Annotated in this window: 14 protein-coding genes, 25 tRNA genes, 1 other RNA gene and 1 pseudogene; 35 read left to right on the top strand and 6 right to left on the bottom strand. The window is 69.8% G+C overall.

All coding sequences use genetic code 11. The features are described 5' to 3' along the window. The first annotated feature begins 109 nt into the window (after positions 1-109). The 3 genes from FBZ33_RS19140 (at position 110) to FBZ33_RS19130 (ending at position 1,259) form a co-directional block, all read left to right on the top strand. Entirely contained in the window at positions 110-511 is a 402-nt protein-coding gene (locus tag FBZ33_RS19140; protein WP_141910117.1) for a DUF6069 family protein, read from the top strand. Continuing rightward, the gene (locus FBZ33_RS19135) at positions 508-984 is read left to right on the top strand and encodes a hypothetical protein (protein ID WP_141910116.1); all 477 of its coding nucleotides are present in this window, start codon (positions 508-510) and stop codon (positions 982-984) included. The genes FBZ33_RS19140 and FBZ33_RS19135 overlap by 4 nt, the downstream gene beginning before the upstream one ends. 95 nt (positions 985-1,079) lie before the next feature. Continuing rightward, positions 1,080-1,259 carry a hypothetical protein gene (locus FBZ33_RS19130; RefSeq protein ID WP_141910115.1) on the top strand — a complete coding sequence of 60 codons (180 nt, stop codon included), beginning with the start codon at positions 1,080-1,082 and terminating at the stop codon, positions 1,257-1,259. Positions 1,260-1,478: 219 nt separating this feature from the next. Here FBZ33_RS19130 and FBZ33_RS19125 read toward each other — a convergent pair whose 3' ends face one another. Beyond that, positions 1,479-1,991, bottom strand: coding sequence for a hypothetical protein (locus FBZ33_RS19125; protein ID WP_141910114.1), 513 nt, complete (start codon positions 1,989-1,991; stop codon positions 1,479-1,481). A 345-nt stretch (positions 1,992-2,336) separates the two neighbouring features. Between FBZ33_RS19125 and FBZ33_RS19120 the strand changes: the two genes are divergently transcribed. Beyond that, positions 2,337-3,110, top strand: coding sequence for a hypothetical protein (locus FBZ33_RS19120; RefSeq protein WP_141910113.1), 774 nt, complete (start codon positions 2,337-2,339; stop codon positions 3,108-3,110). A 163-nt stretch (positions 3,111-3,273) separates the two neighbouring features. On the opposite strand, the gene FBZ33_RS19115 is transcribed toward FBZ33_RS19120, so the two are convergent. The 5 genes from FBZ33_RS19115 to FBZ33_RS19095 all read right to left on the bottom strand — a co-directional run bounded on the left by FBZ33_RS19115 (position 3,274) and on the right by FBZ33_RS19095 (position 9,634). Beyond that, the gene (locus FBZ33_RS19115; RefSeq protein ID WP_141910112.1) at positions 3,274-4,008 is read right to left on the bottom strand and encodes a dienelactone hydrolase family protein; all 735 of its coding nucleotides are present in this window, start codon (positions 4,006-4,008) and stop codon (positions 3,274-3,276) included. 414 nt (positions 4,009-4,422) lie between these two features. After that, complete coding sequence (locus tag FBZ33_RS19110) at positions 4,423-6,894, bottom strand: FtsX-like permease family protein (RefSeq protein ID WP_141910111.1); 2,472 nt, start codon at positions 6,892-6,894, stop codon at positions 4,423-4,425. Further along, positions 6,891-7,652, bottom strand: coding sequence for an ABC transporter ATP-binding protein (locus tag FBZ33_RS19105; protein WP_141912795.1), 762 nt, complete (start codon positions 7,650-7,652; stop codon positions 6,891-6,893). Before FBZ33_RS19105 ends, FBZ33_RS19110 begins: the two co-directional genes overlap by 4 nt. A gap of 111 nt (positions 7,653-7,763) precedes the next feature. Further along, positions 7,764-8,420 carry a response regulator transcription factor gene (locus FBZ33_RS19100; RefSeq protein ID WP_099855124.1) on the bottom strand — a complete coding sequence of 219 codons (657 nt, stop codon included), beginning with the start codon at positions 8,418-8,420 and terminating at the stop codon, positions 7,764-7,766. After that, positions 8,408-9,634, bottom strand: a complete 1,227-nt coding sequence (locus FBZ33_RS19095) for a sensor histidine kinase (RefSeq protein ID WP_141910110.1) — start codon at positions 9,632-9,634, stop codon at positions 8,408-8,410. The genes FBZ33_RS19100 and FBZ33_RS19095 overlap by 13 nt, the downstream gene beginning before the upstream one ends. 168 nt (positions 9,635-9,802) lie before the next feature. Between FBZ33_RS19095 and FBZ33_RS19090 the strand changes: the two genes are divergently transcribed. From FBZ33_RS19090 to FBZ33_RS18965, 31 genes and pseudogenes are all read left to right on the top strand, one after another. Further along, positions 9,803-10,033 (top strand): hypothetical protein, encoded by a 231-nt coding sequence (locus tag FBZ33_RS19090; protein WP_141910109.1) that lies wholly within the window; start codon positions 9,803-9,805, stop codon positions 10,031-10,033. A 251-nt stretch (positions 10,034-10,284) separates the two neighbouring features. Next, entirely contained in the window at positions 10,285-11,034 is a 750-nt protein-coding gene (locus FBZ33_RS19085) for an ATP-grasp domain-containing protein (RefSeq protein ID WP_255508956.1), read from the top strand. A gap of 129 nt (positions 11,035-11,163) precedes the next feature. Beyond that, on the top strand, positions 11,164-11,895 hold the full coding sequence (locus FBZ33_RS19080) for a hypothetical protein (protein WP_247671698.1): 732 nt from the start codon (positions 11,164-11,166) through the stop codon (positions 11,893-11,895). 179 nt (positions 11,896-12,074) lie between these two features. Beyond that, complete coding sequence (locus FBZ33_RS33430) at positions 12,075-12,206, top strand: hypothetical protein (protein WP_255508955.1); 132 nt, start codon at positions 12,075-12,077, stop codon at positions 12,204-12,206. 72 nt (positions 12,207-12,278) lie between these two features. Beyond that, a tRNA-Trp gene (locus tag FBZ33_RS19075) sits at positions 12,279-12,351 on the top strand. A 109-nt stretch (positions 12,352-12,460) separates the two neighbouring features. After that, positions 12,461-12,536 (top strand) — tRNA-Pro (locus FBZ33_RS32810). Position 12,537: 1 nt separating this feature from the next. Next, positions 12,538-12,610, top strand: a tRNA-Ala gene (locus FBZ33_RS19070). A gap of 119 nt (positions 12,611-12,729) precedes the next feature. Next, positions 12,730-12,803: transfer RNA gene (locus FBZ33_RS19065), tRNA-Glu, on the top strand. Positions 12,804-12,820: 17 nt separating this feature from the next. Then, positions 12,821-12,893 (top strand) — tRNA-Gly (locus FBZ33_RS32805). Between the two features lie 7 nt (positions 12,894-12,900). After that, a tRNA-Gln gene (locus FBZ33_RS19060) sits at positions 12,901-12,977 on the top strand. A 92-nt stretch (positions 12,978-13,069) separates the two neighbouring features. Then, a tRNA-Leu gene (locus tag FBZ33_RS19055) sits at positions 13,070-13,144 on the top strand. Between the two features lie 71 nt (positions 13,145-13,215). Then, positions 13,216-13,386: pseudogene (locus FBZ33_RS19050) on the top strand (HNH endonuclease); the annotation flags it as partial. A gap of 46 nt (positions 13,387-13,432) precedes the next feature. Beyond that, positions 13,433-13,507: transfer RNA gene (locus FBZ33_RS19045), tRNA-Gln, on the top strand. A 78-nt stretch (positions 13,508-13,585) separates the two neighbouring features. Continuing rightward, positions 13,586-13,661, top strand: a tRNA-Leu gene (locus FBZ33_RS19040). Position 13,662: 1 nt separating this feature from the next. Beyond that, a tRNA-Arg gene (locus tag FBZ33_RS19035) sits at positions 13,663-13,739 on the top strand. A gap of 1 nt (position 13,740) precedes the next feature. Then, a tRNA-Thr gene (locus FBZ33_RS32800) sits at positions 13,741-13,814 on the top strand. Between the two features lie 5 nt (positions 13,815-13,819). Further along, positions 13,820-13,893, top strand: a tRNA-Met gene (locus tag FBZ33_RS19030). A gap of 10 nt (positions 13,894-13,903) precedes the next feature. Next, a tRNA-Leu gene (locus FBZ33_RS19025) sits at positions 13,904-13,986 on the top strand. Positions 13,987-13,997: 11 nt separating this feature from the next. Continuing rightward, positions 13,998-14,070: transfer RNA gene (locus tag FBZ33_RS19020), tRNA-Ala, on the top strand. A gap of 25 nt (positions 14,071-14,095) precedes the next feature. Next, a tRNA-Asp gene (locus FBZ33_RS19015) sits at positions 14,096-14,168 on the top strand. A gap of 5 nt (positions 14,169-14,173) precedes the next feature. Next, positions 14,174-14,263, top strand: a tRNA-Ser gene (locus tag FBZ33_RS19010). A 1-nt stretch (position 14,264) separates the two neighbouring features. Continuing rightward, positions 14,265-14,336, top strand: a tRNA-Ile gene (locus FBZ33_RS19005). A 9-nt stretch (positions 14,337-14,345) separates the two neighbouring features. Beyond that, positions 14,346-14,705, top strand: an RNA gene (gene rnpB / locus FBZ33_RS19000) — RNase P RNA component class A. A 12-nt stretch (positions 14,706-14,717) separates the two neighbouring features. Then, positions 14,718-14,790 (top strand) — tRNA-Arg (locus FBZ33_RS18995). A gap of 4 nt (positions 14,791-14,794) precedes the next feature. Beyond that, positions 14,795-14,868 (top strand) — tRNA-Pro (locus FBZ33_RS18990). Between the two features lie 5 nt (positions 14,869-14,873). Then, positions 14,874-14,947: transfer RNA gene (locus FBZ33_RS18985), tRNA-Pro, on the top strand. A gap of 5 nt (positions 14,948-14,952) precedes the next feature. Beyond that, positions 14,953-15,040: transfer RNA gene (locus FBZ33_RS32795), tRNA-OTHER, on the top strand. A 480-nt stretch (positions 15,041-15,520) separates the two neighbouring features. Then, positions 15,521-15,596 (top strand) — tRNA-Lys (locus FBZ33_RS18980). Between the two features lie 3 nt (positions 15,597-15,599). After that, a tRNA-Arg gene (locus FBZ33_RS18975) sits at positions 15,600-15,673 on the top strand. Positions 15,674-15,684: 11 nt separating this feature from the next. Further along, positions 15,685-15,756: transfer RNA gene (locus tag FBZ33_RS18970), tRNA-Lys, on the top strand. Positions 15,757-15,758: 2 nt separating this feature from the next. Then, a tRNA-Met gene (locus FBZ33_RS18965) sits at positions 15,759-15,836 on the top strand. The last annotated feature ends 40 nt before the right edge of the window (positions 15,837-15,876 follow it).

Here is a 15,876-nt window from a genome sequence, read left to right as displayed (position 1 = left end):
GCGGAGGGCAGGGCCACCTCCTTTGGTAGTACGCGGCGTCGCCGACGGGTGTACGCGCCGCGGCGTCGGGACCGACGTGCCCACCCGGGCCGGTCCACAGACTCGGGGCATGACGAACAACCTCTTCCTGCGTCGAGCCGTGGTGGCGGCCGGTGCGATCCTGGTGGCGACGGCGGAGTTCGCGATCCTGCACTCGGCGGCCGGCGTCGACCTGGCGGCCGGCACCCCGGAGGCGACCCGGCAGATCACGTTGGCCGCGGTCGTGGTGGCCGCCGCCGTCGCGGCACTGCTCGGCTGGGCGATACTCGCGGTGCTGGAACACCTCACCAACCGGGCGCGCGTCTGGTGGACCTCGATCGCGGTCGCGGTCCTGCTGCTGTCACTGCTGGTGGGGCCGCCGAGCGGCGTCGGCGGGGGAGCGAAGGCGGCGCTCGCGCTGCTGCACCTGAGCGTCGGCGTCGTCCTCATCCTCGGCCTGCCCCGGCCGCGCCGGAAAGGGCTGGACCGATGACCGCGCTGACCGTACGCAAGCAGCGTGGCGCCTTCGTCCTCGACTCCGGTGCCGGGCCGCGCGCCTGGCTGCGTACCACCGGCTGGACCTGGCGATGCGGCGAGATCCGAACCGCCGCGGGCCTCTGGACGGTCGAGCCGACCGACCGTCGGCGCATCGGGGTCACAACGCGGGCCGAGCACGGCGCCGCGGTGCGGCTCGACCCGAGCCGGTCACACGTGCCGGGGCCGGGCGGCGTGACGCGCTGGGCGCCCGGTCGCTGCGGCGGTGAGCTGGTCCGCGACGGGCATCGGCTCGCGGTGCGCCTCCCCGGCCGGGCGGGCGGGCCGATCCGCGTCGACGTCACCGGCGAGTGGGCCGAGCTGGATCTCGTGGCGCTCACCGCCTGCTTCGCGCTGCTGACCCGGCGGCGGCAGCGCACCCTGGTCATGATGGCGGTCATCAGCACCGCCGGTGGCGGCCCCACAGGTTGACACGAGTGTGTCCGGCCTCGCATGTCCGACGTTCGGCGGGGCGTGGCCCTTCGGTCCCACGAGCGGCAGCCCCGCATGTGACGGATACTCGCTGGATGACTGGACCGGACCTCGACCCCGAACAGTATCCGCCCATCGACCCGCGTGAACCCGCACCGGACGACGCCGGCGAACTGCTGCCGGACACACCCGACGAACTGCCGCAGGCCCCTGTCGAACCGATGCCGGATGACGGCGGCGACGACGACGACGGCGGTGTGCGCGAGCCGGCGTAGGCGGTGACAATCCGGGCCGTCCGAGCCCGCATTGTCAAACGGATCCCACACCGCCGAACCTGACCGCCCGCCCCCCGTCCCAGCCGAGAAGCAGCGGGCGAGCAGCCGGAGTCCCTCAGGCAGCCGTTCCGTCTCGATGGGGCCGTAGCCGAGGATCGGTCCACGAATCGGTGGTGACCGTGCGGGTGACGGTCACCGCCGATTGCGTGGTCGAACCGGTCAGGCGGCCGAGCAGGCGGTGTCCAGCTCCTTGATGGCGGCTTCCAGGGCCTTCTTGCTGGGCTTGGCGTCGGCGGACTTGTTGTACGCGTCGCTCAGGCCCATCATCTCGTTCTGGATTTTCTCGGAGGCGGCGGTGACTGCCTCGTTGGCACCCATCGCGTGCGCCAGGATCGCGACCGAGCCGGCGGCCCACTGGGCACTGACCGCGAAGTGCCCGGCTGGCGGGCCGATCTTTTCAGCCTTGGTGACCTTGGCTGCGTTGTCCTTGATGTCCTTCTTGATGTCGGCGCAGGCCTTCACTGTGGCAGCGCCGTTGGCGGCGGTGCTGGCCGCGGTGGTGGCCGCACCGCCGGTCGGGGCGGCGCTCGAGGCCGCCGGGGACGGCGAGGTTGCGGTGCCCCCAGATTCGGGCTGCGGATCGCAGCCGGACACTGCGATCGCCGCCGCAACGGCCAAGCCAGTCAGGACGAGTCGAGTTCGGTTCATCGATGTTTCCCCCATGATCTTCATGTTCCGCGGACGCTACCAGCCCCGGTCGAACGGGTGGGGTCAGTTACTGGGCCGAGGAGCGCTGGGTCTGGAGCTGGATGCGAGGCGCGTCGTGACAGTGGGCGACGGGTGCCGGGCAGGCCCGGACTCACCTGCTCCGGGCCCGGGTGCCGTCGCGGCCGGTCGGATCCGGTCCACGATGGTCGACCGGACGCTTGCCGGCCCCCGGTGGGAATCCACTGCCGGCCGACCGAAGCCAACCCCATCACATATAATGACGGACATCGATGCAGCAGGGGTTGTCGCGGCGGTGTTCCTGCTGGCCCGGCCCCTGTGGTGGGGCACCCGCCGTCTTGGAGGATGACGATGCGCAGTTTTCTCGCGGTGTTCAGCGCCGCCCTGATTCTCGGTGCCGCCGTCGGCAGCGTTCCGGCCGGAGCATGGGGGGCCTCTCCGCCCCCGTGCCGCAGTGGCCTGCTCTTCTGTGAGGACTTCGAGCGACTGCCTCCCGGGGGGCCCAGCACGTTGAACTGGGGCGTCGACACCCGCCACGGCACGCTCACCGTCGAACGTGCCCGTCGTGGCAACCAGGTTCTGCACATCCACACTGTTGACAACGGACGCGCCTTCCTGCGCGTCGACGACTTCGCCGCGCCGGGCAACCGCTTCTACGGACGGATGCGTCTGCGCGTCGACGCCTTCCCCACGGCCCCGGACTGGGCGCACTTCACGCTGGTGGAAGCAACCGGCACCGGCAGCGCGGAGGTCGTCCGTCCAGTCGGTGGCCAGTACGCGCCCACGGTCCCCGGAACCTTCTGGGGGGTCGGCGCCGACGGCGGTCCGACCGGCGACTGGACCAACTGGCGGGAGTCCGCCCCGGTCGCTGAGGACACCTGGCAGTGCTTCGAGTGGGAGATGGACGCCGCGGACAACCACGTCGCGGTGTGGATCGATGGCGTGGCGAACCCGGAGCTGACGGCCTCCACGAGTGACCACGGCGGCAACGATGTTCCCTTCGTCCTGCCGACTGTCGACACGGTGAAGATCGGCTGGCAGCTTTACCAGGGCGGCACGACACCGGGGGAGTTCGACCTCTGGATTGACGACATCGCCCTGTCGAGCAAGCGGCTCGGCTGCTGATCTGGAGCCCCGGTTGTCGTCACCGACCATCCGGATCTGCCGCCGATCGTTCGAGGCGCCGGTTCGAGGTGGGTGGTGAGCCTCTTTGCATCTGCAGCGAACGACAACGTTGCTGGGGCCAGCCCGCCGACTCGGGCAGCCTGACCCCAGAACAACTCAACGATCAGCTGGTGGGCAGGGTGTTGCCGAGCAGGAACAACAGGCGGTCCCAGTGGCGTTGCAGCGCGGCCGGGTTGAATGCGTCGGTGTCGGACATGGTGAAGCCATGGATGGTGCCGGGATAGATCTCGGAGGTGTAGCTGACGCCCGAGGCATTCAGAATCTCGTTGAGCTCCTCGAGGGCCCCAGGGGTTATGTCGCCCTCGGCGTGACCGAAGTGGAGCTGAGCGGTGAGCTTGGAGAGGACGTCCGGGCCGTCGGCGCCTACGGGAGCGTGGAATCCGGCAACAGCAGCCACCTGGCCGGGGTGGGCCGCAGCGGTGCGTACCGCCATGAGGCCACCTATGCAGTAGCCGGTCACCGCGACCGGTCCGGTACTGACCTCGGGTTGGGTGGTGAGGAACCTGAGATAGGCGTCGGCGTCGCTCAGGGTCCGTTCGGCGGTGTGCGTCTCAATCATGGGCATGAGTTGGGCGAAAATCGCCGACCGGGCTTCGTCTCCGATGTGTTCGGGAAGCTCGATCACGGGTGCGGGGCCGTGTCGATAGAAGACGTTGGGGACGAGCACGTAGTATCCGTGCTCGGCCAGTTCACAGGCCATCTGCCGAAGCGCGGGCCGGATGCCGAAGCCGTCCGGGTACATCAGCACTGCTGGGCGTCGCCCGCCAGCGTCGGGGAGCGCGGCGAACGCGTCGGCCTGGCCGTCCGCAGTGGGGATGTGCAGGGTCTTGGTGGGCATGACTTCTCCTGTCGTCGTTGAGGTCTCGAGCCTTGGTCAACACGACGGAGGTGGAGCCCGCGCGGAAGCGCAGGATTCTCGATCCATGAGCGGGCCGGTACCGGCCCGTACGGCGCTCAGAAGGGCACCGGGTCACCAACCTGTGCGTGGCGCGATGCCGTCCCGGTAGTCATGGCTGCACAACTTAGCTGATCGAATGAGGACGGATCCAGCCGCCGGTCCGTGCGTCCGCATCTGCCCTGATTGGGCGCAGCGTCCGTGAGGCGGCTGGTCATGGCCGGTGCCGTGGGAGCAGGTCGGGCGCGCCTGGGGCTGACGGTCCCTGGACGGGCGCCGGCGTCAGCCAGAGCCGACCGTGCCGCCTCAGCGATGTACGCGGAGCCGGCACGGTCGTCCATGTTCGAGCCGCGACGTCTACTCCTTCACACCGATGTTGTCGATCGGAGGAGCGCTGAGCAGCCGGCGGACGGGCCACACAGTGGTTGCCAACGCCAGCAGTGTGGTGCCGCCGAGCACCGCCACCCAACCGAGCGGCGGGACGTACGGGATCGGGCTGCCGGTCAGTCCGTTGACGATCGCGCTCAGGGTCAGCGCCGCGATCGTCGCGCCGATCAGCACCGCGCTGCCGAGGAGCCCGGCCTGTTCGGCCTGGACCATCCGTCGAATCTGACGCCGGGTGACCCCGACCAGTTGCAGCAACGCCAACTCGCGTCGGCGGGCCAGCGCGGCCATCACCATCGTGGTGGCTGCCGCCAGCGCCGCGTACCCCACCATCACGCCGATCAGCAGCCGGTTCAGCCAGGCACCGAGCGCCAGGTCGGTGCTGATCAGGCGCGTACGGGTGGCGGCGTCGAGAACCTGGGTGCCTGGTCGCCCAGCCGACCAGGTGGCCAATGCGGTGTCGGCCTCCGGGCCGGCGCTGACCAGGATCTCGTCGTTGGTATTCCCGGCCGTGTGCCCGGCGACCGTCTCGGCGGCCAGCGTGACGTCGCCGAATCCGAGGCCACGGTCGTAGACCGCGATGACGTCCAACGTGACAGGGGTGCCGTCGCCCAGCCAGAGTTTCGCCTGATCGCCGACGTCCCAGCCGGACGAGGACGCCTGCGTCGCGGACAGGGCGACAGTGCCGGCGCGCAGGTCGGCCAGGTTGCCCTCGCGCACGGCGAGGTCCATCGTCGTCGTGATGCCCGCCGGGTCGACCGACTGCGCGCTGACCGGCTCGATTCCGTCGAGCGCCCGCACCACCACCTGCGTACGGTGCACACCGGTGGCCGCCTGCACCCCGGCTAACTCGCGGATCTCCCGCGCCGCGTCCGCCGGCAACCCACCCGGAGCGACAAGCACCCGCTCGGCGAGCGTGCCCGCGCTGCTCTGCGTGGTGGTCTGCCGTTCCAGGTTGGTCTGCAGGAACCAGACCGAGCCGCCGAACCCCACGGACAGCACGAGGGCGGTCAGGACGGTCGCCATGCCCTGCGCGTTGGCCCGCAGATTGGCCGCAGCCAGATAGCCGCTGACCCGCCACATCCGCGGCAACAACGGTGTGAGCAGGCGTGCCGCGTACGCGTTGATCCTCGGTGCGAGCAGCGCCACCGCGATGACGAACAGGTACAGCATGCCGACCGCGCCGGCCAGTGCCCCGGTCGACCCCGCGGCGCCGAGCGTGAACGCCCCGGAGGTGCCGGCCGCCGCCAGCGTCAGCACGCCGGCGATCAGCCGCACCCGGCCGCTACGCCGAGGCTCGACAGCGATCTCGCCGAGCGCCTCGATCGGCTTGATCCCGGTCACCCGGCGTGCGGCGACCAACGCGGCGAGCACCGCCACGAGGACCGCCGTACCGATCGCGGCCGGCACCGCGAACAGGCCGCCGACCATCGGGAAGCTTTCCGGCACGAACCCCCGCCCGACCAGCTCGCCGTGCACCCAGCGGGCCGCCAGCAGGCCGGCCGGGCCGCCGATCGCAGAGCCGATCAGGGCGAGCAGCGCGGCCTCGGCGATCAGCATGCGGCGCACCTGCCCCGGCGTCGCCGCAACCGCGCGCAGTAACGCCAGGTCACGTCGACGGTGCCGGACGGACAGCCCGATGGTGCCGGCCACCACGAAGACGATCAGCAGGACGACGTACCCCCCGAAGGCCGATCCGGCGCTGACCAGCAACGTCTGGGCGGCCTGGTTCTCCGACTGCTCGACGTTCCCACGGTCTTTCCCGCCGTACGTCGTGGCGCCGGCCGCCGATGCGATCTCGCGTACGGCGCCGACGTCGGCGCCGGGCACCATCCGCACGCCGATCGCATCCACCCGGCCCGGGTGGGCGGACAACCGGGCGGCCTGCGCGTCGGTGAAGAACACCGCCGCCGAACCGGTCTCGGCGGTTCCGCTCACCCGGTACGACCGGCCGACCCCGCCGACGACCAGGTCGATGCGGTCGCCCGGCGCCACGCCGAGACGGGTGTCGACCAGCACTTCGTCGTCGGCCCGTGGCGCGGCGCCCGCGGCGATGGGACGACCGGTGAAGGCGTACGTGTCCCAGCCGTGTCCCGTCGCAGCGGGCGAGCCGATCGGCACCCCTTCGTCGCCGGTGACGGCCGCGACGCCCGGCACCTGGCGGATCCGGTCCACCAGCGCCGCGTCCACCGTGCCGCCCTCGGGCAGCATGACGGTGCTCGTGGTGGTTTCGCCGTCGAACTCCCTGAACGTGTGGCTGACCGTGCGATTGGCGACGACCACGTCGGCCGCCGCCCAGAGCCGTGGCTCCGGGCGGAACCGCAGCCCGGACTCGACGAGGGTGCCCATCGCTACCAGGATCAGCACGCCGACGATCAGGGCCAGCAGGGTCGCGGCGGCGGGGCCGGCCCGGTGCCGCAGCAGGCGGGCGGCGAGCCCGATCATCGGAGGACCCGCCGATCCAGCGATGCCAGGTGCTCGGCGATACGGGCGGCTCCGAGCTGCGGAAGATCGGCGACGATCGCACCGTCGGCCAACACGAGCACGCGGTCCGCGTACGACGCGGCGATCGGATCGTGGGTCACCATCACCACCGTCAGCCCGTGTTCGTCCACGACAGCGCGAAGCAGCGTCAGCACCTCCGCCGCGGTCCGCGAGTCGAGGGCGCCGGTGGGCTCGTCACAGAAGATCACCTCGGGGCGGGTGGCCAGCGCCCGGGCGATCGCCACCCGCTGCTGCTGGCCACCGGAGAGCGCGGCCGGCCGGTGGTGCAGTCGGTCGGCGAGGCCGACCCGCTCGACCACCTGGGTCAGCCAGGCACGGTCCGGTCGGACGCCGGCCAGGCGCAGGGGCAGCACGATGTTCTCCTCGACGGTGAGCGCACCGATCAGGTTGAAGGCCTGGAAGACAAACCCGATCCGTGTACGACGCAGCTCGGTCAGGCGGGTCTCGGACAGCCCTGACAGTTCGGTGCCGCCGATGACCACCCGACCGGAGGTGGGCCGGTCGAGCCCGGCCGCGGTCTGCAGCAGAGTGCTCTTGCCGGAGCCCGAGGGCCCCATCACCGCGGTGAAGGTGCCCCGGTCGAAGCCGACATCGATGCCCGCAAGCGCAGTCACCTGGTTACGGCCGGCACCGTACACGCGGGTGAGTCGTTCGACGCGTACCGCCGGTTCGATCGTCTGTCCCGGATAGTCCGGCATTCTGGTGGCCTCTTTCCGTGTCATCGGCAAGAACTGCGCGCACCAGAAACGCTATTGACGTGCGAGAACGGCGACCATCCCGCGGGCTGCCAGGTCCGGGTACAGCAGGCGCTACCGCCGACCGCCGTCGAGGTAGCGCAGCACCGCGGTGACCCGGCGGTCGGCCTGGTCGTCCGGTGGAAGCTGAAGCTTCGAGAAGATGCTGCGGATGTGCTTGTGCACCGCGCCGTCGGTCACGAACAACCGCTCGGCGATCGCGCTGTTACCGAGCCCTTCGGCCATCAGCCCCAGCACCTCACGCTCACGCGGCGACAGCTCGCTCAGCGCCGTGTCCGTTCGGCGGTTGCGGGCGAGCAACTGCGCCACCACCTCCGGGTCGATCACGCTGCCGCCGTTCGCGACGCGGTGCAGCGCGGCGAGGAACTCCTCGACCCGGCCCACCCGCTCCTTCAACAGGTAACCGAGCCCGACCGCGCCGACCGAGAACAGGTCGGTGGCGAACGCCTGCTCCACGTACGCCGACAGGACCAGCACCGCGAGGCCGGGGCGGCGCCGCCGGGCTTCCACCGCGGCCACGATGCCCTCGTCGGTGTGGGTCGGCGGCATCCGTACGTCCACGATCGCGACGTCCGGCGCATGTTCGTCGACGGCGACCAGGAACTCGCCCGGAGTGCCGGCCGTGGCGACCACGTCCAGATCCTCCGCCCGCAGCAGCAGAGCCAACCCCTCACGCAGCAGCGGGTCGTCCTCGGCGATCACGATCCGCATGGCAGCTCCACGTCCATTCTCGTCGGCCCTCCCGGTGGGCTCGTCAGCGTCATCCGGCCGTCGTACGCCTCGACCCGCCGGCGGATACCGGTGAGCCCTGAGCCACGTGTCTCGTCCGCGTCGCCGTGCCCGTCGTCCTCAATGCACACCAGCAGCCGACCGCGCTCGCGGCGCACGGCCACGTCCACCCGGCTCGCACCGCTGTGCCGGACGACGTTGGTCAGCGCCTCGGCCACCACGAAGTACGCGGTGGCCTCGACCGAGGCCGCGCACCGCACAGCCACGTCCACCTCAAGTCGGCAGGGCACCACGCAGCTGCCGGCCAGGCCCGCCAGCGCGCCGGCGAGACCCCTGTCGTCCAGCACGGGCGGCAGGATCCCGCGCACCACCGTACGCAGCTCTCCGAGTGCCTGTTCCGCGGCGTCCTGCGCCTGCCCGAGGATCTCGTCGGCGCGGTCCGGATTGCGGCGCACGGCCCGCCGCGCGGCACCCAGCAACACGTTGACCGCGACCAACCGGTTCTGGGTGCCGTCGTGCAGCGACCGCTCGATCCGGCGCAGTTCGACAGCGTGGGCGTCGAGCGCCGCAGCGCGGGTGGCGGTCAGCTCGGCCACCCGCAGCGACAGGTCGACACCCGGCGGCGGAGGCAGCAGCAACCGGCCCGGCCATGCCTGGAGACGGGCCAGGACCGGGCTGAACCAGATCGCGGCGGCCAGCGAGCCGACCCCGAGCAACCCGACCGCGAGTGCCTCGGACAATCCGTCGATGCGCCACCAGACGATCCCCGGCGCGCCGGCGTCGGCAGGGATCAGCTGGTACCACAGGGGGAACGTGACGTACTGCACGGCAGAGAGGGGCAGCGCGAGGCCGACAACCCCGGTCGCCAGGCCGATGAGCGAGGAAAGCCCGACCCAGCCCAGCTCCCGGCGTACGAAAGGATCGCGTGCCGCCGTCCGCAACCCGACCGGCACCGGCCCCGGCGTGGGGATCGGCTCGCCCCAGCGGGACAGCCGGGCCCGCTCGCGGTCGCTCACCCAGCGCACCGCCCGTAACGCACCGGGCGCCGCCAGCAGCCCCACCCCGAGCAGGCAGGTCACCGCCACGATCACCGCCCAGAGCAGCGCGCCCAGCGCCAGCGTGGCGGTGCCCAGTCCTCCGACCAGGTGCTCCAGAGCGTCGACCGAGGCGCGAACCCGGCCTCGCACGTACGCCATCGACCCACCTCCCCCGCCAACATAGGCCACCACGGGCCGCGCCCGGCAACGCTCGGCGCGGAAGGTACAGCCTGCTGTACCACTGTCGTCGAGCTGGCGGGATCGTCCCCGCCACACCCCGCGCCTAGCGTTGACGGCATCGAGGAACGCTCGCTCAAGGAGGCAGTCATGACCGATCCGTACCGCATCACCGAGGCCCCGGTCGCCGCACCAAAGAAGCCGGGCGGCCTGCTACGCCCGCTGCTGTGGCTGGTGCTCTTCATCAGCGCGGCGGCCAACGTGGTGCTGTCGACCGCAGCGGACAACCCGTGGATCAGCTCGACGTTCGGCCTGGTGGCGGTGCTCTGCGCGGTCACGCTGCTCGTCCACCACCGCCGTAACCGCACGCGAGAGTCGTAGGGACATGGACGCGTACTCGACCCCCGCCCTGGCCTGGACGCCACGCTCGGGGCGAACGCTGACCGCGTCACGCCCGCTCGTGCCGGGACCGGGCGGCGGGCCGCGATAACAGGTCGAGGTCGGACGGCCGCGTGGGGCATGATGCAGACGTGATCTTGTTGGTTCCCGCGGACCCTCTTCGGCCGCGCCACCCGGACGAGCACTTCGCCGCGGAGGCGCGGGCTGCACGTGCTGCCGGGATGGATGTGGCGGTGGTCGACCACGACGCGTTGGCGCGGGGCGGAGACGTGCGCCGCGCGGTCGCCTCGGTCTCTAGCAGCGGTCCGGCTGTGTACCGCGGCTGGATGCTACGTAGCGAGCAGTACGCCGTGTTCGCTGAGACACTCGCTGAGCGTGGTGTGGTGTTGCGGACTGGTGCTGAGCAGTACCAGCGGGCGCATGAGCTGCCTGGCTGGTATGCAGCTCTGGCTCCCGTGACCCCGCCATCGGTGTGGACCACGGGCTCCGAGCGGGCCGACTTCGACCGCGCGCGTGCCGAGCTTGGCGCGGGACCAGCGGTGCTGCGTGACTACAGCAAGTCGATGAAGCACTACTGGGACGCGGCCGCGTTCATCCCCGACCTTGAGGACGGCGCGGCCGCGTGGGGCGTGGCGTCGCGGTTTCTGGAACTGCGTGACGACGACTTCGTGGGCGGGCTCGTGCTGCGGCGCTTCGAGCGGTTCGCCTCGACCGAGGTGCGCACGTGGTGGATCGACGGGGCGTGCGTTCTGATCGGAGCGCATCCCGACAGCCCGAACGACTCGGCGCCGGTCGAGCTCGACCTGGCCACGGTCGCACCGTTGATCGGCGGGCTCGGCCTGTCTTTCGTCACCGTGGACCTCGCTCTGCGCGCGGACGGCGTGTGGCGAGTCATCGAACTCGGCGACGGGCAGGTCAGCGACCGACCAACCACCATCGAACCTCAGACGATGATCGAGGTCCTGCTTGCCCAGGCCCGCTGATCGGCAACACTGTCGGCCGGTGGGCCGACGTCGAAGCCTGCGACGCTCGGCAAGCGAACTGGCAGCGCATCGACGACTCCGAGCTCGACTCCGCCGAGCGGAGCGCGGTTCTCGCCGTCTACTCCGCCGATGCTCGGCCTGGCCCCTCAGGAGAACGCTTTGCACTGCATGAAATGCGGCGCCAGTCTCGAACATCCCGGCCAAGGCCACACGTGCCGGTCCTCGACACCGCCGCCCGCGCCTCGGACAGCAGGTTGGGACGTCGCGACCTGGTTCGTCGTCGGGTTCGCCATCCTCTTTGCGCTAGCCGCGATCGTCGCGGCCGTCCTCGGCAGCATCCCGAGCGCCCGGGCCCGGCCGCTGCCCCCGTCCGGCACCGGCGCAGCGGTCGGTTTCGTCCTGGCCAATCTGACCCTGTTCGTCGCCATCATCGGCCTGGCTGTCAGCGGGCTGATCTGGGGACGCGGCACGCGCCAGCTCGCCGAGGCGCACGGCTCATCCGGCCGCTCGTACAGCCGCCACTGGGGCACGCGCGTCTTCCCCGCCTGCGTCGTCTGCAGCGCGGCCATCGCCTGGCTGGCCACCGACCGAACCGCCCCTGCCGTCCTGTTCGGCCAAGCGGCCCTGCGCACCCTCGGAGCCGCCGCACTGATCGGGGGCGTGCTGCACAGCCGGACGCGGGTCCTGCGGCTGATCGCCCACGTCAACAGAGTCGTCGCCGGACACTACTCGCCGGTCGCCAGGCAGGACCCGGCGTGGCCGCTGTCGCCCACTCCGACCAGGGAGGACTGGAACGCCGGCCAATGGGACCCGGATGTGCTGCGCGACATCGAAGCTCGCCGTCATCGCGACAGAACCTGATCTTGAGGTGCGGCCGGCCTCCACCATGCCGACCGCTACGGCAGGGCAACATCAACCCGGGAACCGTCTCAGCCCGCCAGGCTTCGAAGCCGGTCCGTCGGAATATCCATTGCCATCCGATCGGCACAACGCTTACCTTGAATGAGCAAGGCCGTCCCGACCAACCCAAGGAGTTCCCCGTGTTGCAGCACGCCTACACCGAAACCACGCGGCTCATGCCGCGCGGCGGTGACGTGCTGCCCTCGATTGCGCGAGCCCACGATCTGTGCGCGAGTGAGCAGAACTGGAAGCCGGGGTGGCGGCGCGAATAGCGCCAGCGCAAGCTGCGAAGCCGCCCACCCCGACAGGGACAGGGCGGCTTTCTCGTTACTGAACAACTTCATAGGGGCGTAGCTCAACTGGTAGAGCACCGGTCTCCAAAACCGAAGGTCGCGGGTTCGAGTCCTGCCGCCCCTGCTTTTCGTCCCGGCTGCGGCCGGCGGCGTTGCAGATTCTCAACTTCACAGTGGATGGCATAGCAAAACCCCGGCCGGCGCCTGCGCGGGGCCGGCCGGGGGCATTACCTCCGGGACGAGGGAGACGGCTGACCCGCTCGCTTTGGGAGCGAGAGACACGGGGTTCGACACCCCGGTCCCGGACCATGGGGTTGTAGCTCAGCTGGGAGAGCGCCGGTTCGGCAGACCGGAGGTCGAGGGTTCGAATCCCTTCTTCTCCACGCATCCGTGCCCTCCTGGCGTAACTGGTAACGCACGGGAGTGAAGTCCCCGAGGGCTCCGGGGGAGGGCACGTTGGCGGCGATCGTGGGCTCGCGACCGCGATTCCCGCCGGCTCCATGGGCCGTTGGAGCAAGCTGGCAGCTCACCTGGTTCTCAGCCAGGAGGTTACGGGTTCGAGCCCCGTACGGCCTACGCAAGTGAAATGCCATGCGGTCGTGGTGAACTTGGCGGACACGTCGGTCTTCCAAACCGAAGAAGCGGGGTCGGTGCCCGCCGACCGCTCAACCATTCCGGGGTGCTCTGCTGGCAAGGGCGACGGGACTTTGGATCCCGGTACAAACGCAGGTTCGATTCCTGCTCCCGGAGCAACACTCGACCAGCGGGAAAAGTCGCCGCTGGGGTTGCAGATCCGGAACTCGACTGCCCCCACTGGACGATGCCGCAACCTGCGGAAGCCTGCCCCGGTAGCCCAACTGGTAGGAGGCGGCGCACTCAAACTGCGCACAGTGCGGGTTCGAATCCCGCTCGGGGCACTCAGCAGGTCGCCGGTTCGACTCCGGCCGGCGGCTCCAAGCACCACCGCCCACGAGAGAAGGAGGGCCCGGTGGACGCCGTTCTCGTCCTCAACGCCGACCTGGGACCGCTGCACCCGGTCCCGATCAAACACGCGATCCGGATGCTCATGCGCCAGGTCACCGAGATCCACGAAGCCGAGCCCGACCGGCTCATCGGCGTCTTCCCGATACCCAAGGTCCTGCGCCTCGTCCGACACGTGCAGCGCTGATCACCGGCCGGCGAGTCCGCGGCTCGCCGGCCACGATTCCCGGGTCGTCTATTCGGTAAGACACCGCACTCTGGATGCGGGGAGCTGGGTTCGAATCCTGGCCTGGGAGCCACGGCAGGGCGCGTAAGCGGGTCGGCACAGGGTGCACCCATCGGCGCCGGCGAACCGGAAGGGACCCTGCCGCGAACATGCCCTCGTAGCCCAATGGAAGAGGCGCGGTCGTGAGGCGGCCGTAGTTGCACGTTCGACTCGTGTCGAGGGCACCAAGCCGGCGTAGCTCACCGGGCCAGAGCACCGACCTTCTAACTCGGAGGCAGCCGGTTCGAGTGCGGCCGCCGGCTCCACGCCAGCGAAGCTCACCAGGGCAGAGCGGGCCCCTCGTAAGGGCGAGGATGCGGGTCCGCCTGCCGTCGCTGGCTCTCTCGCCGACGTAGCTCAGGTGGTCAGAGCGCTCCGCTCATAACGGAGAGGCCCCCGGTTCGACACCGGGCGTCGGCACGCACATCACGCGCTCGTGGTGGAACCTGGTAGACACGCACGGCTCAGACCCGTGTGCCGAAAGGCATGGGAGTTCGACTCTCCCCGAGCGCACGCAACACCATGGGGACGTGGCCCAGTTGGTAGGGCATCTGTTTCGCACTCAGAAGGTCAGGGGTTCGACTCCCCTCGTCTCCACTCCCCCGGCCTCGGCCGGGACCATGCTGGCGTGGCCAAGCGGCTAAGGCACCTCGTTGTCAGCGAGGGGATCGCGGGTTCGAGTCCCGTCGTCAGCGCGCATGAAGGGTTGGCCGAGTCTGGTCGATGGCGCCGCGTTGCTAGCGCGGAGCGGGTCACACCGCCGGGGGTTCGAATCCCTCACCCTTCGCCAAGCCGTCGTAGCTCAGCGGTTAGAGCACCGAGCTGATAACTCGGGGCCGGAGGTTCGATTCCTCCCGTCGGCACGCAGCGAGAATGCCAGCCAGGCGACCGCGTCGGCCACCAGGCCGTCGAGGAACGTACGGGCTCCGCAGGGCAAGGTGGTTCCTAACGGGAACCCGGCGAAAGCCGCGGGACAGTGCCACAGAGAACAGACCGCCCGCAGCACGACCGCCGGTAAGGGTGAAACGGTGGGGTAAGAGCCCACCGCGTCCTCGGTGACGGGGGCGGCACGGTAAACCCCACCCGGAGCAAGGCCGAACAGCACGCGGGCGGCCCGCCTGATGCGTGCGGGTTGGCCGCTAGAGCCTGCCCGGCGACGGTAGGCCGAGATGGATGGTCGCCCCCACCCTGTCGGGGTGGGACAGAACCCGGCGTACCGGTCGGCTTCCCTCGCCGCAGTACATGCCCCCGTAGCTCAGTGGATAGAGCACGAGATTACGGATCTCGGTGTCGCTGGTTCGATTCCAGTCGGGGGCTCTTTCGGGATATGGCGCAGTCAGGTAGCGCTCCGGTCTGGGGGACCGGAAGTCGCCGGTTCGAATCCGGCTATCCCGACTCAACGGGTACTAGCTCAACTTGGTGGAGCGCCGGCTTCGGGAGCCGGAGGAGGGGAGTTCGAATCGCCCGTACCCGACGCATGGAGGGTAGTGCGGAACACGTCCGCAACCGGTCTCGAAAACCGGCACCGGGCGAAAGCCCGAGGGTTCAACTCCTTTACCTTCCGCCACGCAGCGTGGCTCTTGTTGTCAGACTATTAGTAGACAATTGAGCCGTGGAGAAGCGCTGCTCGAAGTGCCAGCAGGTTAAGTCGCTCACTGACTTCGCGTTGAACCGTAGGCGGGCCGATGGCCGAACGACCTACTGCAAGAGCTGCAAGAAGCAGTACAACGCGACCTACTACACGCTCACGAAGGACCGGCACAACCCGAGCCGGGCCGAGCGGCGGCGACAGGCGAAGGCCGAGGCGACCGCTCGCGTTATCGAGTACCTGCGCGAGCACCCCTGCGTCGACTGCGGCGAGGCGGACATCGTAGTCCTGGACTTCGACCACCAGCGCGACAAGGAAGTCGGGGTGAGCGAACTGGTGGGTGCTGGCGCTCCCTGGGAGCGCATCCTTGCCGAGATCGAAAAGTGTGAGGTGGTCTGCGCTAACGACCACCGCCGTCGGACAGCCCGCACCTTCGGGTGGGCACGGCTGGAAGAACGAGCGCCGCTAGCTCATGGGGTAGAGCTGCTGACTCTTAATCAGTAAGTGCAGGGTTCGAGTCCCTGGCGGCGTACCAGACCCCCCGGTAGCTCAGCGGATAGAGCGCTGGTTTCCTAAACCGGGTCGTCGCAGGTTCGAGCCCTGCTCGGGGGACGTCTATATTCGGGCCGCTAGCTCAGTGGTAGAGCTGCCGACTTTTAATCGGAGTGTCCAGAGTTCGATCCTCTGGCGGCCCACTTGCGGGATGGCGCAGTTATGGAAGCGCGCTGGGCTCATAACCCAGAGGCCGCTGGTTCGAATCCGGCTCCCGCTCCCACGTTCCTGTCCGTTCGGGTTGGCCCTGGCACAGGGAGTGC

The organism is Micromonospora sp. A202, assembly GCF_006715105.1.
GTDB lineage: Bacteria > Actinomycetota > Actinomycetes > Mycobacteriales > Micromonosporaceae > Micromonospora > Micromonospora zamorensis.
Note: the sequence above shows the minus strand (reverse complement) of the source record. Positions and strands in the feature narration are given on the sequence as shown.

Bases quoted from the DNA above. Each gene is read 5' to 3' on its own strand.
- FBZ33_RS19095 (WP_141910110.1), bottom strand. From the start codon at position 9,634: ATGGCGTACGTGCGAGGCCGGGTTCGCGCCTCGGTCGACGCTCTGGAG.
- FBZ33_RS19080 (WP_247671698.1), top strand. From the start codon at position 11,164: ATGCTCGGCCTGGCCCCTCAGGAGAACGCTTTGCACTGCATGAAATGC.
- FBZ33_RS19105 (WP_141912795.1), bottom strand. From the start codon at position 7,652: ATGCCGGACTATCCGGGACAGACGATCGAACCGGCGGTACGCGTCGAA.
- FBZ33_RS19120 (WP_141910113.1), top strand. From the start codon at position 2,337: ATGCGCAGTTTTCTCGCGGTGTTCAGCGCCGCCCTGATTCTCGGTGCC.
- FBZ33_RS19130 (WP_141910115.1), top strand. From the start codon at position 1,080: ATGACTGGACCGGACCTCGACCCCGAACAGTATCCGCCCATCGACCCG.
- FBZ33_RS19110 (WP_141910111.1), bottom strand. From the start codon at position 6,894: ATGATCGGGCTCGCCGCCCGCCTGCTGCGGCACCGGGCCGGCCCCGCC.
- FBZ33_RS19115 (WP_141910112.1), bottom strand. From the start codon at position 4,008: ATGCCCACCAAGACCCTGCACATCCCCACTGCGGACGGCCAGGCCGAC.
- FBZ33_RS19125 (WP_141910114.1), bottom strand. From the start codon at position 1,991: ATGAAGATCATGGGGGAAACATCGATGAACCGAACTCGACTCGTCCTG.
- FBZ33_RS19135 (WP_141910116.1), top strand. From the start codon at position 508: ATGACCGCGCTGACCGTACGCAAGCAGCGTGGCGCCTTCGTCCTCGAC.
- FBZ33_RS19140 (WP_141910117.1), top strand. From the start codon at position 110: ATGACGAACAACCTCTTCCTGCGTCGAGCCGTGGTGGCGGCCGGTGCG.
- FBZ33_RS19090 (WP_141910109.1), top strand. From the start codon at position 9,803: ATGACCGATCCGTACCGCATCACCGAGGCCCCGGTCGCCGCACCAAAG.
- FBZ33_RS19100 (WP_099855124.1), bottom strand. From the start codon at position 8,420: ATGCGGATCGTGATCGCCGAGGACGACCCGCTGCTGCGTGAGGGGTTG.